Consider the following 24,356-nt stretch of genomic DNA (forward strand, 5'->3'; position numbering starts at 1 on the left):
GACAGCGCGCATGCCGGCGCCGGCGCCGGCGCCGGCGCCGGCGCGAGCAACGCGACGAGCGGCGCTGCACCGAACCACCATCGAACGAAAGGACCACGTATGAGACGCGCTGCAACCCACCTCCCCGTTGACGGAGGCAAGCAGGCCTGGATCGGGGTGAACTTCTGGTCGAAGACCGGTGGGCCGCTGATGTGGCGCCACTACGACGGGGAGGTCATCAGTGCGGAACTCGCGCAGCTCAAGCAACACGGGATCAACCTCACCAGGAGCTTCCTCTTCTGGCCCGATTTCCATCCGCAGCCGGATGAGCTGTCTGAGGAGATGCTGGCCAAGTTCGCGGACTTCCTGCGTCGGCACGAGCGTGCAGGCGTCCAGACCATACCAACGTTCATCGTCGGGCACATGTCCGGTGAGAACTGGGACCCTGTGTGGCGGAACGGTCGAGACGTATTCGGCGACGTGTGGTTCGTCGGCCGCCAGGCTTGGTACATCAAGGAAGTCGTACGACGATTCGCCGCCGACCCCGTCATCGCTGGCTGGCTCTTGACCAACGAGGTGCCCATCTACGCCGATTGGCAGTCACGCGGTGTCGGCACCCTGGACGCCGATGACGTCTCGGCGTGGGCACAGATCCTGATCGACGCAGTCCGTGCTGGCGGCGGACAGCAACCGGTCTCGATCGGCGATGGTTCGTGGGGTGTGGAGGTCACCGGGAAGGACAATGGGTTCCGGAGCCGTCAGCTCGAGCCGCTCGTCGACTTCCTCGGCCCGCATGTCTACCGCATGGAAGACGACCAGGTCCGACAGCATCTCGGAGCCGCGTTCATCTGCGAGCTCCTCGACTTCCATGAGAAACCGGTCGTGCTCGAGGAGTTCGGCGTCACCAGTGACTACGTCGGGGAAGAGAACGCTGCGCACTACTACCGACAGGTCCTGCACAACACACTGCTCGCCGGTGCGACCGGCTGGATCCCCTGGAACAACGTCGACTACGACGCGCAAGCCGAGATCGCACCGTACTCGCATCACCCGTTCGAGATGCACTTCGGGCTCATCGATGACCAGGGGAGACCGAAGCTCCAGCTGCTCGAGGTGCAGAAGTTCGCGGCGCTGCTCGAACGAGTCCAGTTCTCCCAACTCCAGCGGCCTGACACATCGACCGCGATACTGGTCTCGTCGTTCTTGGAGGCGATGTACCCGTTCACCACACCCGAGGACGGACCGACCGTGTTCACTGTCGCACGGCAGTCCTACGTCGCCGCGCGAGAAGCTGACCTGCCCGTGGCAGTGGTCCGAGAAGCAGATGGAGTGCCGAGGGATGTGCGGCTCATCATTGTGCCCGCGACGAAAGCCCTCCGGGCCGACACATGGCCGGAGCTCATGGACCGGGCGGAGAGCGGAGCGCTCGTGTATGCCTCGTACTTCAACGGCGTTCATGCCAATCAACGAGGGTCCTGGTGGCCGAAGCTCGATGAGACATTCGGTGTGAAGAAGCAGCTCCGGTATGGTCTCATCGCTCCAGTGGAGCACGACACCGTCACGATCGAGTTCCTCACGGATCTCGGTGACATCGCCCGCGGGGAACGCCTCACCTTCGCCGTCGGAGGTACCGCAGACGGGCGCTCGTTCCTCCCGGTTGAGCTCGACGGTGCTGAGGTGATCGCGGTCGACGGCGATGGTTGGCCTGCGCTCGTTCGTCGGAACGTCGGTGCGGGAGCACTGGTCCTGTCGACCTACCCGTTCGAGTACTTCGCGGCGTCGACGCCCCGGGTCAACCCGGAACCGACAGCGCGCCTCTACGCTGCTCTCGCCAACGAGGCAGGAGCGACTCCTGAAGTCACCGTGGAGAGCCCACTTGTCCTCACCGCAGTCATGGAGCACTCCGACGGCCGCCGGTTTGTCTGGTTCGTGAACCAGAGCGATTCGACGATGGACGTCGGTCCAAAGACCTCCGCGACGATGCGGACTCTCGACAGTGGGGCTCCTATCGCCACGGTGCGGCTCGAGCCGTTCGGCGTGGAAGTGTTGGAGTTGCTTTCGTGATCGGCACGACCTCGGGCCGCCCCGACACCTGGGCCAGCGCCGACCGCGGGCAGCTCATCGACAGGGCCGAGGTGATCGTCACCAGTCCCGACCGCAACTTCGTCACGCTGAAGGTGACGACGGCCGACGGGGTCACCGGTCTCGGCGACGCGACGCTGAACGGTCGCGAGCTGTCGGCTGCCGCGTACCTCACCGAGCACGTCGTGCCGCTGATGCTCGGGCGCGATGCCAGCCGCATCGAGGACGCCTGGCAGTTCCTCTACCGCTCGTCGTACTGGCGTCGCGGCCCGGTCACGATGGCCGCGATCGCCGCCGTGGACATGGCGCTCTGGGACATCAAGGCGAAGGTCGCAGGGATGCCGCTGTACCAGTTGCTCGGCGGAGCGTCGCGGACCGGGCTGATGGCGTACGGGCACGCGTCCGGCAAGGAGCTGCCGGAGCTCTTCGACTCGATCCGGGCGCACCAGGAAGAGGGCTACCGCTCGATCCGCGTGCAGACGGGTGTGCCGGGGCTGGAGTCGATCTACGGCATCGCCTCGAACGCGACCACCGAGGGCAACTCCGGCGTCCGCTACGACTTCGAGCCCGCCCAGCGTGGTGCGTTCCCGGCGATGGAGGACTGGGACACCCGCGCGTACCTGCGGCACCTCCCGACCGTCTTCGAGGCAGTCCGCAACGAGTTCGGTCCCGAGCTGCCGCTCCTGCACGACGGGCACCACCGGATGACCCCGCTGCAGGCCGCGAAGCTCGGCAAGTCGCTCGAGCCGTACGACCTGTTCTGGCTCGAGGACTGCACCCCGGCGGAGAACCAGGAAGCCCTCCGGCTCGTCCGGCAGCACACCACGACGCCGCTCGCGATCGGTGAGGTCTTCAACACGATCTGGGACTTCAAGGACATCATCCGCGACCAGCTCATCGACTACGTCCGCGGTGCCGTCACGCACATGGGTGGCGTGACACCGCTGAAGAAGACGATGGACTACGCGGCGATGTACCAGATCAAGTCCGGGTTCCACGGGCCGACGGACATCTCGCCGGTCGGTCTCGCGGCGCAGATGCACCTCGGGATGGCGATCCACAACTTCGGCATCCAGGAGTACATGCAGCACGGCGACCGCACGAACCAGGTCTTCCAGCAGACCTTCACGTTCACCGACGGCTACCTGCACCCGGGCGACCAGCCGGGTCTCGGTGTCTCGCTCGACGTGGACGAAGCGGACAAGTACCCCTACGAGCAGGCGTACCTGCCGTTCAACCGCCTGGCCGACGGCACCGTCCACGACTGGTAGGAGCCAGGGCAGCTGCCGTCCGGACGGCAGCGTGGGTACGCGCGTGGTCGGACGGGACAGTTGCCCTGCGCGACTACCGCCTTGTGCAAGTCTGAGTCGGCCTGTCCCAACAGCGTGACGCTCATCACGAAGTTGAATGCACCGATCATTCCCTCAGCGGCCTCTGAGCACTGCCTCCGCCTCGGTCGTCATCGCGCAGAGTTCAACAGCCGGCTCTGACAGCACCGGCCTCACCGCGTCGAGGAGCGGAGCCATGAACTTCGTCGCGACAGCGACGAGGTCGGGATCGGCAGTGAGCGGTGAGCCGCTGTTGAACGGCGGCTCCGGGTCGTACTCCATCGAGAGCTGCGCGAGCTCGGCCGCCTCCGTGTTGACGAGTTCAGCGAGCAACGTCAGTCCGAAGTCGATGCCCGCGGTGACGCCGCCGCCAGTGATGAGGTTTCCGTCCGTCACCACTCGAGCGCTCGTCGGCTCCGCTCCGAAGATGGAAAGGAGATCCCTCAGGGCGACCAGATGAGTGGCCATTCACGTGCAGGCCGACTCCCACGCAACACCGTGACCAGTAAGCGACGCGCGAATTGAGAGCGCAGAAGAAATCCGCTCTCTGCCGTCCGCGGTGATCGTTCCGCGCAACGCTTCACCCACCGATGATCTCGCGGTGTCTGCCGGTTCAGCGAGAACCCATGCGAGGTGTCACTGCTTGCGACGATTGGGCAGTACGCAGGCGTGCACTTCCCTGCCGGGACGCAGATGCTTCGACCACACGCCGCCCCCGACGGTCAGGGCGGCTTCGGTGTGCAGAGTGTGCCCGCGGTGGTTCGACTGGCCTGAGGGCGTGCCCTTCCTGCGCTGCCGGACGCTGAACCGGCCATCCCGGACGACCAGACGCGGACTGCGTTCCGCCGAGAGGGCGTGTCGAGGATCACCGGCATGCCCATCGGGAGCGCAATGGGGGCCGCGGCCGAGCAACGCGTACCGGATGCTGCACCGTCATCCAGAAGTGGCGCCGTCCGCGGGAGCCGTGGTGCATTTTGGTGCACCATCACCTGGCGTGGGCCGGCTTCGACCGGCCGGACTTGGCAGCAACACGCCTGTGTTTGCGGCGACCGGGCGCTCGGTCGAGGCCGGATGGACGCGCGCGAATGGGTTCAAATCCCACCGGTACCGCCACAGAGAACCCCCGCTCTTGCGGGGGTTCTCTTCTTTGTGGCAGCAGCTCTTGTGCGAACGCGATGCGCCCCTCGCCGCTGATGGAGAGCCGGCCTCCTACCAGGACCCAGGCTCGCGGGAGTCCAGGCCAGCTGGTGATCGCTGCCCCGGGACCGACAGCGCACACCCAGGTGCGCACAGACGGACGGGAGGCGCGGTGCCAGCCGGCACCGCGCCTCCCGTCCGTCAGTTGCTAGCGCTGCTTCGCGGCGAGCTTGCGCTCCTTGACCGCACGGAACCACGCGTTCGAGGCCGGCAGGAAGGTCAGCACGGCCGCGACGATCGACGCGAGGACGCCGAGGATGGCGACGACGCCCCCCACGACCCCGGTGAGGCCGAGGATCGTGATGATCAGCAGCACGATGCGGGCCCAGTTCGCACCACGGCGCATGAGCAGGTCGAACACCACGAACGCGATGATGAACAGCACGCCGACCACGATGCTGGCCACGAACGACGCCTGCACCACGGCGTCCACGTCGATGCCGTTCGTCGATCCGCCGGTCCGGTCGATCGCGTCCTGGGCAGCCTGCTTGGCCTGCGGCAGCTGCGTGGCGCTGACGATGATGCTGATGATGTGGATCAGTGCCGTGACCAGGTACAACCAGAACGCGATGGTGACGAGCCGGGGTGCGGCCGCGGGCGCGGACGACTGGTACGGGTTCGACTGGTAGGGGTTCGACGTCATGCTGGTGGTCCTCCTCCGGCCTCGACCTTCGGGACCGTCCGCTCAGATACTGCCCGGTTCCCGGCGTTCGTGACCGGAAGTCGCGTTCGGAGCGGCGCGGGCCGGGCTGGCGGGGGCCCGACTACCGCCCCTCGACGTCGAAGACGACCACGCGCTCGCTGTTCGCACCGATGTGCTCGGCGACCGGCCGGTGCTCGGGGTGCGGCAGGTAGCCGGCCAGGGCGTCGCGGTCGCGGAACCCGACGACGAGCATCCAGTCGAAGTCGCCCTCCTTGCCCTCGGTGCTGATGCTCGTGCCGGACGACACGGAGAGGACGCCGTCGACCAGGGGCAGGTGCTCCTGCGCGATCGCGTCGGCCTCGGCGGAAGGGTCGGTGCCGTCCCGCCACTGCACCAGGACAACATGGGTCACGCCGGGCGTGCTGACTGCGTCTTCGTCGGTCATGCCCTGCAGCCTGCCACGGCCGTCGACCGCGACCCTCAGCCCCGCGCGCTCGCCGGTCGGCGCACCAGGTAGTGCAGCGCCACGGCCCCTGTCTGGAAGGTGCGCGAACCGAGCAGCTCCAGGTCGACCCGTCGCTCCGCCATCGCGAAGAAGGGGATGCCGCCGCCCACGAGCACCGGCGAGACCCGGACGCGGTACTCGTCGATCAGCCCGAGCCCCGCCGCCGCGGCCGCGAGGGTCGCCCCGCCGATCGCGATCTCGCCGTCGCCGGGTTCGGCGCGCAGCCGTTCGACCTCCTCGCGGAGCGTTCCGGTCGCCAGCCGGGTGTTGCTCGCGTCGACGCTGGTGAGCGTGCGGGAGAACACGACCTTGGGCAGCGCGTTCCACAGTGCCGCCCACTCGCGCTCGGCATCGCCCCACGTGGCCGCCTGCACCGGGTCCTCCCAGTACACCATCGTCTCGTGCAGGCGCCGCCCGAGCAGGTGCACGTCGACGCCGCGGACCTCGTCGATCGACGCGCGGAACTCCTCGGCGTCCGGGGCGCCCCAGTCGAAGCGCCCGTCCGGCCCGACGACGAAACCGTCGGCGGTCATGCCCATGGAGTACGTCACGCGTTTCATGCCGCGGAACCTACGCCGGTGGTGCGGTCGGCGCACCTTCCTGAGCCGGTGCGCATCACCCCTGCCTAGCGTTCGGACCACCACTCACGAGAGGCATCATCATGGCAACAGGAGTTGCAGCAGTCTGGGTCCCCGTCACCGACATGGCCCGTGCGGTCGCCTTCTACCGCGACACCCTCGGGCTCGAGGTCACCAGCCAGGACGACGACTGGAGCGAGATCGACGCGAACGGCCTGCGCATCGGCCTGAACGCGCGCGAGTCCGCCAGCGCGTCGAGCGACGGCGGCGCAGTCGTGTCGTTCCAGCCCAACGGCAGCATCGAGGACGAGGTCGCATCGCTCAAGGAGCGCGGCGCCGACATCCAGGGCGAGATCAGCGAGCACCCGTGGGGCAAGATCGTCCCGTTCAAGGACAGCGAGGGCAACGACCTGCAGCTGTACGCACCGCCGACCAGCTGACCGGTCGCGTCGCGACCACGGAACGGACGGGAGGCCCGGTGCCAGCTGGCACCGGGCCTCCCGTCCGTTCTCCACGACGTCCCGCGACGCTGCCATCCGTGGCCGTCGTCCCGCTACCGTGGTCCCCATGACGACGACGGGGGTGGCCGCGCACGAGGGCTGGTCGCGCCTGCCCGTCGGCCGCCGTGAGTACCGGCAGGACGTGGTCGTCGCGCTGGTGCTCGCCGGCGGGATCGCGATCTCGGCCGTCCTGTCCGGCGCTGCCGGCATGTACGACGACCAGGCACCGTGGTGGGTCTCCGCGCTCATGGTCGTCGCGAACGCCGGGCCGCTGGCGTTCCGTCGCCGCTTCCCGATGACGGTGGCGGTGCTCGTCGCGCTGGCGTTCGTCGGCACGCAGCTGCTGCGCGTGCCCGAGGCCATCTTCATCAACTTCACGCTGTTCATCGGCCTGTACACGGTGGGGGCGTGGTGCTCCGACCGGGTCCGTGCCGAGTTCGTCCGGTGGTTCGTCATCGTCGGCATGTTCATCTGGCTGTTCCTGGCGATCGTGTTCCGCTGGTCGGTCCCCAGCGCACTGCCGAACCAGGGCGACTCGCTCATCCCGCCGTTCGTCGCCAACGCGCTGCTGTCGATCATCATCAACCTGGTGTACTTCGGTGCCGCCTGGTACTCGGGCAACCGGGCGTGGACGTCCGCGGTGGCGAAGCACGCGCTGCAGGAGCGCACAGCCGAACTCGCCGTCGAGCGGGAGCGCACGGCGGCCCAGGCCATCACGCTCGAACGGGTGCGCATCGCCCGTGAACTGCACGACGTCGTCGCCCACCACGTGTCGCTGATGGGGGTGCAGGCCGGCGCCGCTCGTCGGGTGCTCGAGCGCGATCCGGACCAGGCCGCGGCGTCGCTCGGCGTGGTCGAGGCCAGCGCGCGCACGGCGGTCGAGGAACTGCGGCGGATGCTCGGCACCCTGCGCGAGGGCGATGCGGCCGCCGGGTCCGACGGACCTGACTCGGAGCGGATCGCCCGCACCACCGCACCGAGCACGGACAGCATCGCGCGGATCGCCGAGCTCGCCGACGCCGCCACGACCGCCGGGCACCCCGCCCGGTACTCCGTCGTCGGCGACGTCCGACCGGTGCCGCCGACCGTCGCGACCGTCGCCTTCCGCATCGCACAAGAGGCAGTGACCAACGTCCTGAAGCACGCCGGGCCAGACGCGCGCGCGGACCTGCGGCTGCGGTACCTGCCGGACGCGATCGAGGTCGAGGTGACGGACACCGGGATCGGGAGCCGCGCCTCCCGTCCGACCACCGTGGACGCGACCGGTGACCCGGACCGTCCCGCGGGCAGTGGCCTCGGTCACGTCGGGATGCGGGAGCGGGTGTCCGCCGTCGGTGGCACGGTCGAGATCGGGCCACGTGCCCGAGGAGGGTTCCTGGTGCGCGCATGGCTGCCGACGACGTGACCGTGCGGGTGGTGCTGGCCGACGACCAGGACCTGGTGCGGGCGGGGTTCCGCATCATCCTCGAGTCGGAGCCGGGCATCGTCGTGGTCGCCGAGGCGGCCGACGGCGCTGCGGCGGTCCGGGCGGTCGAGCAGCACCGCCCCGACGTGGTGTGCCTGGACGTCCAGATGCCGACGGTCGACGGCATCGAGGCCGCGCGTCGCATCACGGCACTGCGGGAGCCGCCCGCGGTCCTGATCCTGACCACGTTCGACAACGACGACACCCTGTTCGACGCGCTCGACGCCGGAGCCAGCGGCTTCCTGCTCAAGAACGCGACCCCGGAGCAGCTGGTCGACGCCGTCCTGACGGTCGCGGCGGGCGATGCGCTGCTCGCCCCCGACGTCACGCGGCGGGTGATCAGCCGTGCGACGACGGGGACGGTGCCGGTCATCGCACCGCACGCCGCGGTCCCGGGGCTGACGGAGCGCGAGACCGAGGTGCTCCGGTTGCTCGGTCGCGGGTGCAGCAACGCCGAGATCGCGACGCAGCTGTTCGTCGGCGAGGCCACGGTGAAGACCCACGTGTCGAACGTGCTGCAGAAGCTGCAGCTGCGCGACCGCGTGCAGGCCGTCGTGTGGGCGTACGAGCACGGGGTGGTCCGCTCCGGCGGGTGAGGCGCGCCCGGTCGTGCTCGAGCTCGGCATCGTCCCGGCTCCGTCTCGGCTCCGTCTCGGCTCCGTCCGGCTCGTCTCCGTCTCGGGGTGGAGGCCCGGGTTCCGCCCGGCGTGGGAGGTGCGGACCGCGGGTCCTCCGTAGCGTCGGAGGTGCGGTGGGAAGCCTCCCACCGCCGGAAGGGGACACGATGCTCAGGGTCGAGGGAGTGACGAAGCACTTCGGCGAACGCCGGGTGCTCGACGACGTGACGTTCGAGGTGGGCCGAGGCCGCCTCACCGGCTTCGTCGGCGGCAACGGCGCCGGCAAGACCACCACCATGCGGATCATGCTCGGCGTGCTCGACGCCGACGGCGGGTCCGTGTCCATCGACGGTCAGGCGATCGGTCCGGCCGACCGCCGTCGCTTCGGGTACATGCCCGAGGAACGCGGCCTGTACCCGAAGATGCCCGTCGCCGAACAGGTCACCTACCTGGCGCGGCTGCACGGGGTCGACCGTCGGGCGGCGGCGGCGCGCACCGCAGAACTGCTCGACCGGCTCGAGCTCGGTCAGCACGCCGACGACCCGGTCGAGAAGCTCTCGCTCGGCAACCAGCAGCGCGTGCAGGTCGCCGCCGCGCTCGCACACCGGCCCGAGGTCCTGGTGCTCGACGAGCCGTTCTCCGGGCTTGACCCGATGGCGGTCGACGTCGTGCTGGGCGTCCTGCGCGAAGCAGCGGCCGACGGGGTCCCGGTGCTCTTCTCCAGCCACCAGCTCGACGTCGTCGAACGGCTGTGCGACGACGTCGTGGTCATCGCCGACGGCAGCATCCGCGCCGCCGGTCCGCAGGACGAACTCCGTCGGGCCGCTGGCCCCGCGGCGTGGGAACTGCTCGTCGACGGCGACGCCGCGTGGCTGCGCGACGAGCCCGGTGTGCACGTGCGCGAGTTCGACGGCGGCTACGCGGTCTTCGAGGCCGACGAGGCCGTTGCCCAGCGCGTGCTCCAGCGCGCCGTCACCACCGGGACGGTCGGGTCGTTCGGCCCGCGCGTGCCCCGGCTCAGCGAGGTCTTCCGGGAGGTCGTCCGATGAACAACTCCTTCACCATGGCGGTCCGCCTGGTCACCGTCCGCGAGATCCAGGCCCGGCTGCGCAGCAAGGCCTTCGTCGTCTCGGCGGTCATCCTGCTCGTGATGGTCGTGGCGTCGATCGTCGTCGGCGGGATCGTCGGCAAGTCCACCGCCGGCAGCACCACCCCGGTGGCGGTCGTGAACGGCGTCACGCTGCCCTCGTCCGGCGGCCTCGACGTGACGCAGGTCGACGACCGAGCCGCGGCCGAGAAGCTCGTCCGGTCCGGGGACGTCGACGCCGCGATCGTGCCGGAGTCCGGGCCGCTCGGCTTCGAGGTGATCGGCCTCGACCAGGCGCCGACCGACGTGATCCAGGCGCTCAGCGTCTCGCCCAGGGTCGAGCTCCTCGACCCGAACGCGATGGCGCCCGGGTTGATCTCGCTCATCGGGATCGCGTTCGGCATCGTGTACTTCGCCGCTGCCGTGACCTTCGGGCAGTCGATCGCGCAGAGCGTCGTCGAGGAGAAGTCCACCCGGGTGGTGGAGATCCTGATGGCGGCGATCCCGGCCCGTGCGCTGCTCGCCGGCAAGGTGATCGGCAGCAGCATCATGGCGCTCGGGCAGGTGGTGGCCATCGCGATCGCCGCAGCCGTGACGCTCGCCGTGACCGGGCAGGACAACCTGTTCGGACTGCTCGGACCGAGCATGCTGTGGTTCGTCGTGTTCTTCGCGTTCGGGTTCGTGCTGGTGGCGTCGCTGTTCGCGGCCTCGGCAGCGCTGGTCTCGCGGCAGGAGGACGTCGGCAGCGTCACGACCCCGGTGATGATGCTGCTGATGATCCCGTACTTCCTGATCATCTTCGCGGCGGACAACCCGACGGTGCTCGGCATCATGTCGTACGTGCCGTTCAGTGCCCCGATCGGCATGCCCATGCGGATCTTCCTGGGGACCGCCGAGTGGTGGGAGCCGATCCTGTCGCTCCTCGTGGTCGTCGTGTCCGCCGCCCTCGTGGTGGTCGTCGGTGCCCGGGTCTACGAGAACGCCCTGCTCCGCACCGGTGGCCGCGTGAAGCTCACGGAGGCCATGCGTCGCTGACGCGCAGCCCGGTCGTCCTGGTGTCAGTCGGCGACCGACACCGTCCGGCCCGTCCGGACCGACTCCTGTGCGGCGAGCACGATCGCCAGGGTCCGCAGCCCCACCCGGACATCGGGCTGGGGCTGCGTGCCGTTGCGCACCGCGTCGAGGAACGTGCGGAGCATCGCCTGGTCGAGGTCCGCGCCGTAGCGGGCCTCGATCGGCAGGCCGGTGTCCGCGGCGATCCCGTGTGCGGCCGGCCCGAACGGGTCGATCGACACGGTGCCGCCGGTGCCGGCGACGTCGAGGGTCAGCCCGCCCCACACCGCCGAGGTGTCCGGCTTGCTCCACGAGCAGTCGATCGCGGCCACGACGCCGTTGTCGTACGTGATGGTCACGAGCGCTGCCGTCTCGGCTCGGGCTCGGTCGGCGTGCAGGGTGCGGTTCGCGACCGCCGTGACGGTGAGCGCCCGGGCGCCCATCAGCGCGTCGAGCAGGTCGGCGAGGTGCACGACGTGGTCCGCGAGCGCTCCACCGCCGGACAGCGCCGGGTCCGTGAACCACGCCCGGGTCAGCGGGAGCATGCCGTTGTTGGTCCCGCGCACGGCGAACAGCTGCCCGATCGCGCCGGCGTCGTGGGTGGCCTGCAGCCGTGCGAACGACGACGCGAACCGCACCGGGAACGCGACCATGAGCATGACCCCGGCGGCCTCGACCGCGTGCCGGATGGCCAGCCCGTCGGCCCACGTGGTCGCGAGCGGCTTCTCGCAGAGCACATGGGCGCCGGCTGCTGCTGCGCGCTCCACGAGCTCGCGGTGACGGGCGTTCTCGCTCGCGACCACGACAGCGTCGGGCGCCCAGGCCAGCAGCTCGTCGACCGACTCCGCGTACCCGACCCCGAGCGCGTCGGCCAGGTCCCGCCCGCGCAGTTCGCCCACCGAGTCACCGGTGCTGACGCCGTCGGGGTCCGAGCCGCGCACCTCGACGTCGGGCATCGCCGCGAGCGCCTGCAGGTACCCGATCGCGTGCGTGTGCGCGAAGGACAGCACGCCGATCCGCAGCGCCGTCACGACAGCACCACCGGCTGTCCGGTCTCGATCGACGTGATCGCCGCGTTCGCGATCCGGACCGCGGCCGCGCCGTCCTCGGCGGTCACGCGCGCTGCCGGGCCGCCGCGGAACGACCCGATGAACTCGGCGAGCTCTGCCGCGTACGGGTCGTCCGCCGGGTCGATCGCGGGCAGGAACCCGTCGACGTCGCCGGGTACGGCCAGGTCGGCGCGCAGGTCGAGCTCGTCGCGGGAACGGTGGGACAGGCTGCCGCGGGTGCCCGTCACCGCGTACTCGGTGGTGAACGGCAGGTGCTGCGGACCCCAGATCCCCGCCACGTGGCTGATCGCACCCGAGGCGTGGGTCAGGAGCACGTGTGCGGCCTCGACGGGCTCGTCGGCGGTGCCGGACCGCACGCGGACGGCTGACACGTCGGTCACCTCGCCCGCGACCCACCGGGCGATGTCGAGGTCGTGGATCATCTGGTCGAGCACGATCCCGCCGGACAGCGCGTGGTCCGCGAACCACGGCGTCCGGATCGGGAACGCGCCGGACCGGACGAAGCGCAGGACCGCCAGGTCGCCCAGGAGGCCCGTGGTGACTGCCTCGTGCAGCCGCACGTACGCGGGGAAGAAGCGCACCACGTGGGCCGGCACGAGCTGCCGGCCGGCGTCACGAGCGCACCGGACCAGGTCTGCCGCGTCGGCGTCGGTGCGCGCGAGGGGCTTCTCGGACACGACGTCCTTGCCGGCGGCCAGCGCGGCGCGGACCACCTGGGCGTGCGTGGCGGTCGGCGTCACCACGTCCACCACGTCGACGGCGTCGAACAGCTCCTGCAGCGAGTCCACCACGGTGATCGACGTGCCCGCGGCCCGTGCGGCATCGGCGTTCGCGTCGGCGAGCTGCTGGGCTCCGGCGTGGGCGAACACGGTGACCGGGCCGAGCCGCAGCAACCCGGGCAGGTGGGCCACTGCGATGCCGCCGGCGCCGACGAGTCCGATCCGGACGGGGGTCGGTGACACGGGGGCTCCTTCGCGTGGGCCGGGTCGACGGTTGTCGGGTGTCGACGCTGACGGCCAGTCGCCATGCTAGTCAGCGCACGCGACGCCCGGGTGCCGGCTCAGACGTCCGACCGACGCAGGCGGACGGCGGCGGCGACGCCGGCGACCGCGAGCCACAGGGCCACCGTGCCGAACGGCTGGCTCCAGTCCGGCGTGCCGGCGACGAGCGCCACCGTGCTGTCCGTGAAGAGCGAGTCGGTCAGGTAGCCGTCGCCGATCCGGACGCCGCCCAGCAGCCCGCTGACCAGGAAGAGCCCGAACACCGCGGTGACCGCGGTCGGTGCGACGCGACGGATGAGGAAGCCGAGGAACAGCCCGAACAGCCCGGTGGCGGCGACTGCGGGGCCGGTCGCGAGCACGGGCAATGCCGCAGAGCCGAGGATGCCGTTCGCAGCGGCTCCGACGAGACCGCCGACCCAGCCGACAGCCAGGCCGATCAGCACGACGGCCAGGCTCTTCGCGAGGAAGAGCGCGGTGCGCCGGGGTGCGGCGGTGACGGTCGTCCGGACGGCCCCGGTGGCGTACTCACCCGCGATCGACAGGCCGCCCACGAGCGCGAGGACCGCACCGCCGACCATCGAACCGCTGGCGACAGAGACGCCGGGGCTGAAGTGCGCCGCCGCGATCGTGGTCAGTGCGGCGGCGGGAGCGGCGAGCAGGACCAGCCAGCGCAGCGCCGGCACGGACCATGTCCCGTGCAGTTCGGAGCGCAGCGTGCCGGCGAAGGAGAGGGAGGTGGTGGTCATCGGATGGCTCCTGCGTCGTGGGTGGTGTGGCCGGCGGTGAGGTCGAAGAAGACGTCCTCGAGGGTGGCGTCGCGGCGGGGGGACGCGGCGAGCAGCTGGTCGGTGGTGCCGTCGGCGACCTTGCGGCCGTTCCCGATGACCACCAGGCGGTCGGCGGTCGCGGCGGTCTCGGCCATGTTGTGGCTGGAGAGCAGCACGGTGCGGCCCTGGGCGGCGTACGAGCGGCACAGCTGCCGGACCCACACGACGCCCTGGGGGTCGAGACCGTTGACCGGCTCGTCGAGCATCAGCACCTGCGGGTCGCCGAGCAGTGCGGTCGCGATGCCGAGCCGCTGACCCATGCCGAGCGAGAAGGTGCGGATCCGCTTCGTGGCGACGCTCGCCAGGCCGGTCATCTCGAGGACGGTGTCGACCCGGCGGCGGCCGATGCCGTGCGTCAGGGCGAGCCCGGTCAGGTGCGCCCGGGCGGTCCGGGCGGGATGGACGGCCTTCGCGTCGATCATCGCGCCGAGCAGCTGCATCGGGGCGGGCGACTCGACGTAGGGACGGCCGCCGACGGTGACGGTGCCGGAGGTCGGGCGGTCGAGGCCGACGACCATCCGCATCGTGGAGGACTTGCCGGCGCCGTTCGGGCCGAGGAAGCCGGTCACCGTCCCCGGCTGGAGCGCGAACGTCAGGTCCTCGACCACGGTCTGGGCGCCGTGCCGCTTGGTCAGGTTGCGTGCTTCGATCATGGGTTCGACGCTACGGAGCGCGTCGACGTGGCCCATCGCCCCGCAGGGCCGCCGCAGTGGTACCCGGGTACCGCCGTCAGACCAGACCGAGGTCGTGCGCGCGGATCACGGCGTGCACCCGGTCCCGCAGCTCGAGCTTCGCCAGGACCCGGCCGACGTGGGTCTTCACCGTCGACTCGGACAGGAACAGCTCGGCCGCGATCTCGGTGTTGTTGCGGCCGCGCCCGATCGCGACGAACACCTCGCGTTCGCGGTCGGTCAGTGTGCCCATCCGCGGGTCCTCGGTGGTCGGGCCGGGGAACTTCCCGCGGTGCAGTTCGATCATCTGGCGGGTGACCCGCGGCGACACGATCGCGTCCCCGGCGGCGACGGTCCGGACGGCGTGCACGAGCTCGTCGGGGCGGGCGTCCTTGAGCAGGAAGCCGCTCGCTCCGGCGTTCAGCGCGCCGAAGGCGTACTCGTCGAGGTCGAAGGTGGTGAGGACGAGCACCGCTGCCCGGGACCCCGAGGCCACGATGCGCCGGGTTGCCTCGAGGCCGTCCATCCCGGGCATGCGGACGTCCATCACGACGACGTCCGGGTCGAGTGCGGCGGTGCGTTCGACGGCCTCGTGCCCGTTCGCCGCCTCGCCGACCACGCTGATGTCCTCGGTCGCGCCGAGCACCATCGCGGTCCCCATCCGGATGAGGTCCTGGTCGTCGACGAGCAGGACCCGGGTCATGCGTCTCCCTCTGCACGCAGGACCACGCGCACCCGCCAGCCGTGGGGTGCCACCGGTCCTGCTTCCACGTCGCCATCGTAGAGCGCCGCCCGTTCCCGCAGCCCGACGAGTCCGCGTTCCGATCCCTGCGACGGCACCGGTCCGGGCGCTCGGCCGTCGTCCTGCACGACCACGACGACCTGATGGCCGGTCCGTGTGACCTCGACGTCGACGGTCGTGACGTCCGCCGCGTACCGGGAAGCGTTCGTCAGGGACTCCTGCACGATCCGGTAGACGGTGCCGGCCAGGCTGCTCGGCAGGGTCTCGACACCGTCCGTGCGCAGCGTGACGGGGAGCCCGGCCGCGCGCTGGTCGGCGACCAGGCGCTGCAGGTCGTCGATCGACGGCTGGGGCAGCTCCGGCGTCCCCGGTTCGTCCACGGGGGCGGACCGCAGCACCCCGAGCACCCGGCGCATGTCGGCGAGCGACTCCCGCCCGACCGTACCGACCCGCCGGACGGCCTCCCGCGAGCGCTCGGGGTCCTGGACGGCGAGGGCGTCCGCGCCGTCAGCCAGCCGGATCATCACCGAGAGCCCGTGGGCCACGACGTCGTGCATCTCGCGGGCGATCCGGGCACGTTCGTCGGCGACGGCGTCCTCCGCCCGCCGCTCCTGTTCGGCGCGCGCCCGGTCGGCCAGTTCGACGAGCGCCTGCACGTAGGCCCGACGCGTGCGGATCCAGAGCCCGAGCACCATGCCGACCAGCAGCACGACGGCCCCGAGGAACGCGCGGGTCGGGTCGTGGAACCCGACGACGCCCGCGACGACGAGCACGACGACGGTCGCGGCCGCGCCGGTCCAGGCCGTCCGGACACCGACCCGGGTGACGACGGTGACCACGACCAGCAGGACGAGGGGTGGCAGCGGGATCGGGAGCGCGACTGCTGCGGCGACGGCGGCCACCGCGAGCGCGACGACCGGTGTCCGTCGCCGGAGCGCGCCGACGACGACCCCCGCGACGAGCAGCACCGCCGCGCCGAGGGGTGCGCGGTCGAACGCCTGCAGCGACAGGAGCTGGCTCGCGGTCACCAGTTCGTAGACGATCACGAGCAGCACGTCGACGGTGCCGGGCCGCTCGGCGACCCAGCGCTCCAGGGCACCCGGGCGCGGTGGTGCAGGGGACGCGGTCGTCACGCGCCCACGGTACCGCGCGCTCAGGAGCCAGGCTCCGGGAAGGCACGAAAAATAAACACAATAAACACGGATTTGATATCGTGTCCCAGTGACATCGCGTACCGGACCCGAGCCGAGCCCCTTCAGCCCAGGATACGGGCGGCGCCCGTTGGTGTTCGGCGGGCATGACGAGGAACTCGCCGAGTTGACGGCCGTCTTCGAGACGCTGGACTTCGGCGAGAACCAGTCCGTCCTCATCTCGGGTCTCCGTGGCGCAGGCAAGACCTCCATGTTGGCCAAGCTCCAGGACTCCGCGAAGGACAACGGGTGGCTCGTCATCAGTGACGATGCGAGCGCGGGGCTCATGGACCGAGTCATGGAGACCGCTGTCCCCACACTGCTCTCGGAACTGAGCCACGAAGCTCGAGGGCGTCTGACCGGCCTCGGTATCTGGCAGCTCAATGCCCAGTGGGAGTACGTGGATCGTCATCGGGAGGTCAAACCGCTCCTCCGCCGGGATCTCGTCGCACTGTCCGCCGAACTCGCCACGCAACGCCGTCCCGCCGGCCTGTTGATCACGATCGACGAGGTGTCGTCTGGCAAGGTGCGGCTGCGTGAGCTCTCGCGGTTCGCTCTCGAGGTGTCGCACGCGATCAGCGAGGGCGCGAACGTGATGATCGTGTTCGCAGGCATCAAGGTAGACCTCGATGCGCTCGTCGAACAGGAGCACACGACGTTCCTCCGTCGATCACGCGAACTCGACTTCCGACGGCTGACTCCTCGACAGACCCAGCACGTGCTCGCCGAGTCGATCCACATCGGTGGGAAGCAGATCGAACCCGAGGCGCTCACGCTGCTCGTGACGATCTCGCAGGGCTACCCGTACCTCGTTCAACTGGCCGGGGACTTCGCCTGGCGGAGCAGCGGATCGTCCTCGACGATCACCACCGCAGACGCGCATGCAGCGCACAGTCGTGCCATCACCGCCGTCGAACGCCGGGTCATCAGCCGGGTGTACCAGGACCTGTCGGACAAGGACCAGGAGTTCGTCACCGCGATGGCAGCGGACGAGGGTGGCAGGAGCAAGATCGCTGACATCGTGCGGCGCATGGGGGTGTCGGACCAGTACGTGCAGGTCTACAAGAAACGCCTCATCGAGAGTGGCTACGTGCAGGCAGACGGTCGCGGCCACGTCGTCTTCTCACTGCCGTACCTCGGGGACTACATCCGATCGATGACCGCGGAGCCATCCGGCGCGCCGGTGTCGGACGACTGGGGTGACTTCCCGCCGCCGAGCGCGCACGCTCCCGCGTGACCCGAGACGGACGGGAGGCCCGGTGCCAGCTGGCACCCGGCCTCCCGTCCGTCACCGCGGTGCATGCGGATCAGGCGGCCGCCTGTTCCAGCACCGCCTCGGCCCGCTCCGCGCTCCCCGCGGCCAGCCCGCGGTCGATCCGTCCGCGCGAGGCCAGCCAGATGACGACGCCGGCGAGGAAGACCAGGACCTCGGTGATCGTCAGCGCCCAGATGATGCCGGCGAGGCCGAACCACAGGTTGCCGAGCAGCACGATCGGGATGAAGAGGATGCCCTGCGCCATGGACATCGCGATCGCCGGGGTGACGAGGCCGGCCGCCTGGAACAGGGACGTGAACAGGCCGGTGAAGCCGTTCACGACCGTGGCGACGAGCTGCGCGACCAGGATCGTCAGGCCGATGGCCAACACCGAGTGGTCCGAGGAGAAGACCGTGAAGACCTGCTCGCGGAAGACGAACACCGTGCCCGAGAACAGCAGCACGATCGCCCCCACGGTCAGCGCCGATGCCCGCAGCGCCGAGCGCAGGCGCTCCCGGTCGCCCTTGCCGTAGGCGTAGGCGAGCAGCGGCAGCACCCCGATCGTGACGCCCATCACCAGGAACTCCGGCACCTGGGCGATCCGGACGGCGACGCCCATCGCCGCCAGCGGGTCGTCGCCGTACTGCGCCGCGAGGTTGTTGAGCACGAGGGTCGTCACGATGAGGAACCCGGCCTGCAGCAGCTCGCTGACGCCGATGCCGAAGACCGGCCCGAGGACGGCGGGACGGAGCGTGAACCAGCGGACCGACAGGGAGACGTTCTCGCTGTGCTTCCCGAGCCACAGCACCCAGTAGACGATGCTCACGGCGTTGGCGAGGCCCACCGCGAGTGCGGCGCCGGCGACGCCCCAGTGCAGCACCAGGATGAAGAGCACGTCGAAGACCAGGTTGCCGATCGTCGACAGGACCAGGCCGACCATCGCCTGGCGGGCGGCACCCTCGGCCCGGACCATCTGTTCGAGACAGAACGCGGCGGCCAGGACCGGGACGAAGACGAGCATCACGCTGACGTAGGCGCTCGTGGCGGGCACGGCGGCGGCATCGGCACCGAGGACGCCGACGAGGGGCCCCAGGAACAGCAGGCCCAGGCCGCCCAGGACGATCCCGGTGACGACCGAGCCCCAGACCGCGAAGGACGCGACGTGCTTGATCTCGCCCGCCTGGGCCGGATCCTGCTCGGAGGCTCCGAGCAGGCGGGACATCAGCGCGCTGCCACCCACCCCGAAGACGCCGCCGATGGCCATGACGAGACCGAGGAGCGGCGTGCCGAAGGTGATCGCGGCGAGGAGCGCGGTGTCGTGCTGCGCGCCGATGAACCCCGCGTTGATGACGTTGTACAGCGCGCTGACGACCATCGCCGCGGCCATCGGCACACACAGGTGCACGAGGGCGCGGGCGATGGGGGCAGCGGACAGGTACCAGCGGTTCGACTGCGCTGCGGTGGTGGTGGAGCTCATGGACCGCCCCCTTCCGGGCAGGACGGAGCGCGCGCCGACGGTGTCGGCACGGCAGGACGATGGGGCGCGTGCGGCGGGTGCCGTCGCGTGGGCAGGCTGGCGCCACCGACGGAGGCCGGGAGGCTCGGCTGCGGTTACCGGGTGGGTTCCGGCAGCTCCGCGGTCACCTTGCGGAGGAGGTCGCGGAGCGTGGCGCGCTCGTCCGGACTGAGCGGCGCGAGCAGGCGGTCGTCGAGGGCGAGCATCGCGTCCTCGAACCCGGCGATCAGTTCGATGCCGGTGGGTGTGGCGTACACGAGCTTGGTCCGGGCGTTGCCGGCGTCGGCTCGTCGTTCGACGAGGCCGCGTTTCTCGAGCCCCTGCAGCAGGCTCGAGACGCTGGCGGCACTGGTCCGGGTCATCGCGGCGATGTCACGCTGGATGGCTCCGGGGTTCTGCTGCAGGTACCCGAGCACGAAGCTCTGCTCGTGCGTCAGCTCGCGCTCACGCACCCAGTCCTCGGCGGCCTTGCGCTGGGCCCACCCGATCCAGCGCATGAGCTGGAGGGGTGTGTCGAAGTGCGGTGCCTGCATGATCAGGACTCTAACTGTTCGAATTCAAACTGTCAACGCCCTCGTGCCCACGTGCGGGGCGGAGGCGTCGGACGGCCGTGACGACCAGGACCACGACGGCTCCGAGCAACAGGCCGAAGACCGCCGACGCTGCCGTGTCCACGAGCCACTCGACGACCGGTCCGGCGGGCTCGACCGCGTGGGTCAGGACGTGCAGCAGGTCGTACGGGCCGTGCCAGAACGTCTCGGCCAGGTTCGCGATCACCAGGTGTCCGCCGACCCAGAGCATCGCGACGGTGCCGACGATCCCGATCGTCCGGAACACGGCGGGCATCGAGCGCACCACGCGGTCGCCGAGTCGTCGCAGCCCCTGGGACGGGTGTGCCATGAGCCGCAGCCCGACGTCGTCGATCTTCACGAGCAGTGCCACCGCGCCGTAGACCAGCGCCGTCATGCCCAGGGCGATGAGGGCCAGGGCGGCGAGCGTGAGCCAGAAGCCCAGGCTGGTGTCGAGGCTCGCGAGGGAGATGAGCATGATCTCGGTGCTGAGGATCAGGTCCGTGCGGATCGCGCCGAACACGAGCTTGCGTTCGTCGCGGGAGTCGTCGTCGGCGGACACGTGGTGGTGTCCGAACCACTCGGCGACCTTCTCGGCGCCCTCGAAGCACAGGTACGTGCCGCCGACCACGAGCAGCCACGGCAGCACCCACGGCGCGAACGTCGACAGCAGCAGCGCCACCGGGATGATGATGACGAACTTGTTGAACAGGCTGCCGAGGGCGATCTTCCCGACCACGGGGAGCTCCCGAGCGGGCGCGAGGCCCTGCACGTACTGCGGCGTGACCGCGGCGTCGTCGATGACGACGCCGGCGGTCTTCGCGCTCGCCTTGAGCGCGGCGGAGAGGATGTCGTCGACGACGGCGAGCAGTCCAACGGACATGTGCGGCTCCCGGTCTCAGGCGGCGGGGGTCGGTGTCGGCATGCTGTGCACTCTAGGCGGTCCGGTTCCTCACCGCGGGCGGCGTCTCGCGGCCACGGCGCAGCGGCGCGGGTCAGGCGTCGAGCGCGGCCCGAGCCGCGGCGACGACCGCCGCGTCGGTGACGAAGTGCGCCGAGCCGTCGTCGCCCGCACCCATCGGCACGCCGTCGTGCGCGCCGCCCGACGACCGCTTCGCCGACAGGTGCACGGCAGCGACTCCGGTGGCGACCAGCGCGGGGACGTCGTGCGGGGTCACCCCGGCGCCGGCCATCACCTGCACGGGCCCGGCGGCGGGCACCATGCGGGCGATCGTCGACGCGCCGGCCGCGGCCGTGGGGGCGCCGCCCGACGTCAGCACGCGGGTGAACCCGAGGTCGGCGAGCAGGGCGACGGCGGCGACGGGGTCGGCGGCGTGGTCGACCGCGCGGTGCAGGGTGACCTCGGCCGAGGAACGGACGGAGCGGGCCGCGTCCACGAAGCGCCGGAGGGCGTCGACGTCGAGCGTGTGGTCCGGGCGCAGCGCACCGACCACGACGCCGGCGGCACCCGAGCGGAGCACCGCGGTGACCTCACGGACCATCAGGTCGATCTCGTCGCCGTCGTGCACGAACCCGCCGGGACGGCACCGGACGAGCGCGTGCGCGGCGATGCCCGTCTCGTGGGTGGCCTCGACGAGGGCCTGCGACGGGGTCAACCCACCGAGCTCGAGACCGACGCACAGCTCCACCCGGTCGGCCCCGGCGTCCCGGGCGACGACCGCACCGGCCGGCGACGTGACCGCGATCTCGAGGGCAACTGGGGCAGTGGTCACGCGATGTCTCCGAGCGGTTCGTTCGACGGGGGGATGATCCGGGCACCGAGGTCCGGTGCCGTGGGGAACACTCGATCGTAGGGGTACATCGGCCGGACGATCCGGTGGTGGCCGAGGCGCTCCAGGTCCTGGTCGACCCCGCCCGGCGTCAGCGCGAGCATCCAGTCGGCGGCCATGTCGAACAGCTCGGGCTCGAGGTACCCGATCTTCACGACGACGACGTCGGCCTCGCGCGGGTTCAGGTCCAGGTCGGTGAAGTCGTGCTCGTGGTGGTACGGCTTGCGCAGCGCCGTCAGGATCGCGAACACGCTGCCGACCTGCAGCACGACCTCGGTCTCGGCGTCGCGGTCGCCGTGCTTGATCGCGTGCACGCGACCGGTCATCGTGATCGGTCCAGCGTGGATGTCGTCCACCGCGGCGCCGGCGGTCACGGTGACGGTCGCACCGACGCCCGCCTCGACGGCCGTGGCAACCGCAGCCGGTCCCGGCACACTCGCGTAGATGACGACCGGGCCGCTCGGATCGGCGAACGCGGGGTGCGCCAACACCTGCGTCAGCCCCCAGGTCATGTCGCCCGAACCGCCGGCGGTCGGGTTGTCGCCCGAGTCGGAGATGAAGTACGGCCGGGCGGCACCGGGTGCCAGCGCCGCGGCGAGGCACTCGTCGAACGAGCCCGTCGGCGCCACGAACACGAAGTCCTCGCGCACGTCCCAGAACGCGCGTGCCAGCCGTTCGGCGCCGGCGGCCACGGCGTCCTGGTCCCATCCGGTCACGACCGTGACGGCACGGTCGCGCGGCTGGTCGGCCCACGCGTACCCGACCCAGATCGCGGCGTCGAGCACACCGGCGGTCGCCTCGACCTCCGGTACCTGGGCGTACAGCGAAGCGGCGGGCTCGAGCCGTGTCGACGTCTGTTCGCCGGGCAGCAGCACCGGGATCGGCACCCAGGCCTTGACCGGACGCTGCGAGCCGACCGGGCGTGTCGAGAGGACCTCGACCAGGTTGCGGACGGCGCGCTCCTTGGTGTCCATCGCGTCCTCGTGCGGGGCCATCCGGTAGCAGGTGACCAGGTCGACCTGGTGCGCGAGCTCGGCGGTGACGTTGCCGTGCAGGTCCATCGACGCCGACACGATCACGTCGGGGCCGATCACGTCGCGGATGCGTCCGAGCAGGTCGGACTCGGCGTCGTCCAGCCCCTCGACGACCATTGCCCCGTGGATGTCGTACCAGAGGCCGTCCACGGACGTCGTCGCCACGATGGAGGACAGCCGCGCGACGATCTCGTCCGCGAGTGCCTCGTAGGAGTCCCGCGCGACGATCCCGCCGGGCAGCGCGTGCCCGATCAGTGCGCCGTGGAAGTCCGCGTCCAGCGACGCCAGGAACGGGTACCGCGCCACGACCTCGTCCCCGCGGTCCGGGTGGAAGGCCGGCGCGAGGGTCCTGGTCGGGGTGAAGGTCGAGGTCTCGATGGCCAGCCCGGCGATGGCGATGACCGGGCGGCGGTCCGGCGACGCGGACGATGCGATGGTGGTCGTGTCAGACACGGACGCTCCTGTTCCTGGTGGTCGACTGGGGGATCGGGGCGGACAGTTCCTGCAGCGAGGCCGTCAGACCGCGCTGCAGGGCGAACTGTCCCGCGCCGACGAGACCCGCGTCCGCGCCGAGCGACACGCGCTCGATGGCGAGGTGCTCGGTCATGAGCGGGTGGCAGCTCTCGTAGAGCTGGCTCCGCACGGCCGCGACGAACGGGTCGAGGGTGGAGAGGATGCCGCCGAGGTACACGGCATCCGGGTTGAAGAAGTTCACGTTGGCGGCGAGGACCTCGCCCAGGTACCGCCCGGCCAGTCGGACCGCCCGCGTGGCCTCGGGGTCGGCGTCCGAGGCGAGCCGGACGACGTCGGCGGTCGAGGTGACGGGGGCGCCGGCGGCGGACAGGATCCGGACGAGCGCCGCCCCGGACGCCACGGTCTCCAGGCACCCGGTGTTGCCGCAGGAGCAGGGGGTGTCGCCCGCCGCGTCGATGCGCACGTGCGTGATGTCGCCCGCCGCCCCGGTCGAGCCGCGGTACAGCCGGCCGTCGATGACGATGCCGGCGCCGATCGCCGACCCGGCCTTGATCGTGATGGCCTGGCGTCGGCGCGGGTCCTGCACGGTCTGTTCGCCGGCGGCCATGCAGTTCGCGTCGTTGTCGACGGCCGCGGGGACCCCGAACCGCTCCTCGAGCCACGACGCCACCGGGAAGCCGTTCCACCCGGGCATGCGGCTGGGCAGGTCGACGACCCCGGCCTCGACGTCGACCGGCCCGGGCAGGCTCAGCCCGACACCGCGCAGGCCGTCGCGTCCACGCGACTCGACCAGCTGTTCCAGCAACTCCGCCAGCCGTGTCAGCCCGGCGGTGGGGCCGTCGGAGAGCGCGAACGGGACGTTCGCGACCGACTCGAGCGAGCCTCCCGGCAGGACGATGCCGATCCGCGCGTGTCCGCCACCGACGTCGGCGGCCACCGCGTACTCGTCCGCCCCGCCGATCCGCAGCACCTTGCGGGGGCGACCACCGGTCGAGACGTCGGTGCCCTCCTCGGCGAGGATGCCGTGTTCGAGCAGCTGCCCGACGACGTGCGAGACGGTCGAGGGCGCGGCGCCGAGCAGCTGCGCGATCTCGGTGCGGCTGGACGCCTGACCCGATGCGACGAGTTCCAACACCCGCGAACTGAGGTCGGCCACGACTTTCTCCAATCAGGCACGAAGCAC

At 70.8% G+C, this 24,356-nt stretch carries 24 protein-coding genes; 8 read left to right on the forward strand and 16 right to left on the reverse strand.

Going from position 1 to position 24,356, the window contains the following annotated elements; genetic code table 11:
* Positions 1-99: 99 nt before the first annotated feature.
* Together DEJ13_RS01095 and manD are read left to right on the forward strand one after the other, a co-directional pair.
* The gene (locus DEJ13_RS01095) at positions 100-2,043 is read left to right on the forward strand and encodes a cellulase family glycosylhydrolase (protein WP_111107126.1); all 1,944 of its coding nucleotides are present in this window, start codon (positions 100-102) and stop codon (positions 2,041-2,043) included.
* Positions 2,044-2,099: 56 nt separating this feature from the next.
* Entirely contained in the window at positions 2,100-3,332 is a 1,233-nt protein-coding gene (gene manD / locus DEJ13_RS01100; protein ID WP_111107165.1) for a D-mannonate dehydratase ManD, read from the forward strand.
* Between the two features lie 153 nt (positions 3,333-3,485).
* Here manD and DEJ13_RS01105 read toward each other — a convergent pair whose 3' ends face one another.
* The 4 genes from DEJ13_RS01105 to DEJ13_RS01120 form a co-directional block, all read right to left on the reverse strand.
* On the reverse strand, positions 3,486-3,857 hold the full coding sequence (locus DEJ13_RS01105; RefSeq protein ID WP_111107125.1) for a type 1 glutamine amidotransferase family protein: 372 nt from the start codon (positions 3,855-3,857) through the stop codon (positions 3,486-3,488).
* Between the two features lie 877 nt (positions 3,858-4,734).
* Positions 4,735-5,229, reverse strand: a complete 495-nt coding sequence (locus DEJ13_RS01110; protein ID WP_111107124.1) for a hypothetical protein — start codon at positions 5,227-5,229, stop codon at positions 4,735-4,737.
* 121 nt (positions 5,230-5,350) lie between these two features.
* Positions 5,351-5,674, reverse strand: coding sequence for a Dabb family protein (locus DEJ13_RS01115; RefSeq protein WP_111107123.1), 324 nt, complete (start codon positions 5,672-5,674; stop codon positions 5,351-5,353).
* A 35-nt stretch (positions 5,675-5,709) separates the two neighbouring features.
* Complete coding sequence (locus DEJ13_RS01120; protein WP_111107122.1) at positions 5,710-6,294, reverse strand: dihydrofolate reductase family protein; 585 nt, start codon at positions 6,292-6,294, stop codon at positions 5,710-5,712.
* A 101-nt stretch (positions 6,295-6,395) separates the two neighbouring features.
* Here DEJ13_RS01120 and DEJ13_RS01125 point away from each other — a divergent pair, with 101 nt between their 5' ends.
* From DEJ13_RS01125 to DEJ13_RS01145, 5 genes are all read left to right on the forward strand, one after another.
* Complete coding sequence (locus DEJ13_RS01125) at positions 6,396-6,752, forward strand: VOC family protein (protein ID WP_111107121.1); 357 nt, start codon at positions 6,396-6,398, stop codon at positions 6,750-6,752.
* Positions 6,753-6,879: 127 nt separating this feature from the next.
* Positions 6,880-8,217, forward strand: a complete 1,338-nt coding sequence (locus DEJ13_RS01130; protein ID WP_111107120.1) for a sensor histidine kinase — start codon at positions 6,880-6,882, stop codon at positions 8,215-8,217.
* Positions 8,199-8,873, forward strand: a complete 675-nt coding sequence (locus DEJ13_RS01135; RefSeq protein WP_111107119.1) for a response regulator — start codon at positions 8,199-8,201, stop codon at positions 8,871-8,873. The genes DEJ13_RS01130 and DEJ13_RS01135 overlap by 19 nt, the downstream gene beginning before the upstream one ends.
* A gap of 188 nt (positions 8,874-9,061) precedes the next feature.
* Positions 9,062-9,943, forward strand: coding sequence for an ABC transporter ATP-binding protein (locus tag DEJ13_RS01140; protein WP_056126505.1), 882 nt, complete (start codon positions 9,062-9,064; stop codon positions 9,941-9,943).
* Entirely contained in the window at positions 9,940-11,016 is a 1,077-nt protein-coding gene (locus DEJ13_RS01145) for an ABC transporter permease (protein ID WP_111107118.1), read from the forward strand. The genes DEJ13_RS01140 and DEJ13_RS01145 overlap by 4 nt, the downstream gene beginning before the upstream one ends.
* Before the next feature lie 23 nt (positions 11,017-11,039).
* On the opposite strand, the gene DEJ13_RS01150 is transcribed toward DEJ13_RS01145, so the two are convergent.
* The 6 genes from DEJ13_RS01150 to DEJ13_RS01175 form a co-directional block, all read right to left on the reverse strand.
* The gene (locus DEJ13_RS01150) at positions 11,040-12,065 is read right to left on the reverse strand and encodes a Gfo/Idh/MocA family protein (protein ID WP_258374114.1); all 1,026 of its coding nucleotides are present in this window, start codon (positions 12,063-12,065) and stop codon (positions 11,040-11,042) included.
* Complete coding sequence (locus tag DEJ13_RS01155; RefSeq protein ID WP_056126501.1) at positions 12,062-13,066, reverse strand: Gfo/Idh/MocA family protein; 1,005 nt, start codon at positions 13,064-13,066, stop codon at positions 12,062-12,064. Before DEJ13_RS01155 ends, DEJ13_RS01150 begins: the two co-directional genes overlap by 4 nt.
* A gap of 98 nt (positions 13,067-13,164) precedes the next feature.
* On the reverse strand, positions 13,165-13,851 hold the full coding sequence (locus tag DEJ13_RS01160) for a hypothetical protein (protein ID WP_111107117.1): 687 nt from the start codon (positions 13,849-13,851) through the stop codon (positions 13,165-13,167).
* Positions 13,848-14,585, reverse strand: coding sequence for an ABC transporter ATP-binding protein (locus DEJ13_RS01165; RefSeq protein WP_111107163.1), 738 nt, complete (start codon positions 14,583-14,585; stop codon positions 13,848-13,850). Before DEJ13_RS01165 ends, DEJ13_RS01160 begins: the two co-directional genes overlap by 4 nt.
* A 76-nt stretch (positions 14,586-14,661) precedes the next feature.
* A complete protein-coding gene (locus DEJ13_RS01170) occupies positions 14,662-15,306 on the reverse strand; it encodes a response regulator (RefSeq protein ID WP_111107116.1) in 645 nt (214 codons plus the stop codon).
* Complete coding sequence (locus tag DEJ13_RS01175; protein WP_111107115.1) at positions 15,303-16,478, reverse strand: sensor histidine kinase; 1,176 nt, start codon at positions 16,476-16,478, stop codon at positions 15,303-15,305. Before DEJ13_RS01175 ends, DEJ13_RS01170 begins: the two co-directional genes overlap by 4 nt.
* A gap of 88 nt (positions 16,479-16,566) precedes the next feature.
* Here DEJ13_RS01175 and DEJ13_RS01180 point away from each other — a divergent pair, with 88 nt between their 5' ends.
* Entirely contained in the window at positions 16,567-17,772 is a 1,206-nt protein-coding gene (locus DEJ13_RS01180) for an ATP-binding protein (protein WP_111107114.1), read from the forward strand.
* Positions 17,773-17,842: 70 nt separating this feature from the next.
* Here DEJ13_RS01180 and DEJ13_RS01185 read toward each other — a convergent pair whose 3' ends face one another.
* The 6 genes from DEJ13_RS01185 to DEJ13_RS01210 form a co-directional block, all read right to left on the reverse strand.
* Positions 17,843-19,267: an MATE family efflux transporter gene (locus DEJ13_RS01185; protein ID WP_111107113.1), complete on the reverse strand. Its 1,425-nt coding sequence runs from the start codon at positions 19,265-19,267 to the stop codon at positions 17,843-17,845.
* 134 nt (positions 19,268-19,401) lie between these two features.
* Positions 19,402-19,839, reverse strand: a complete 438-nt coding sequence (locus DEJ13_RS01190; RefSeq protein WP_056126490.1) for a MarR family winged helix-turn-helix transcriptional regulator — start codon at positions 19,837-19,839, stop codon at positions 19,402-19,404.
* Between the two features lie 10 nt (positions 19,840-19,849).
* Positions 19,850-20,758, reverse strand: a complete 909-nt coding sequence (locus DEJ13_RS01195) for a DUF808 domain-containing protein (RefSeq protein WP_111107112.1) — start codon at positions 20,756-20,758, stop codon at positions 19,850-19,852.
* Between the two features lie 112 nt (positions 20,759-20,870).
* On the reverse strand, positions 20,871-21,608 hold the full coding sequence (locus DEJ13_RS01200) for a copper homeostasis protein CutC (protein ID WP_111107111.1): 738 nt from the start codon (positions 21,606-21,608) through the stop codon (positions 20,871-20,873).
* Positions 21,605-23,152: a M81 family metallopeptidase gene (locus tag DEJ13_RS01205; protein ID WP_258374113.1), complete on the reverse strand. Its 1,548-nt coding sequence runs from the start codon at positions 23,150-23,152 to the stop codon at positions 21,605-21,607. The genes DEJ13_RS01200 and DEJ13_RS01205 overlap by 4 nt, the downstream gene beginning before the upstream one ends.
* Positions 23,145-24,329: an ROK family protein gene (locus DEJ13_RS01210; protein ID WP_082518313.1), complete on the reverse strand. Its 1,185-nt coding sequence runs from the start codon at positions 24,327-24,329 to the stop codon at positions 23,145-23,147. Before DEJ13_RS01210 ends, DEJ13_RS01205 begins: the two co-directional genes overlap by 8 nt.
* Positions 24,330-24,356: the final 27 nt, after the last annotated feature.

This window comes from Curtobacterium sp. MCLR17_007 (genome assembly GCF_003234655.2).
In the GTDB taxonomy this organism is placed as follows: Bacteria; Actinomycetota; Actinomycetes; order Actinomycetales; family Microbacteriaceae; genus Curtobacterium.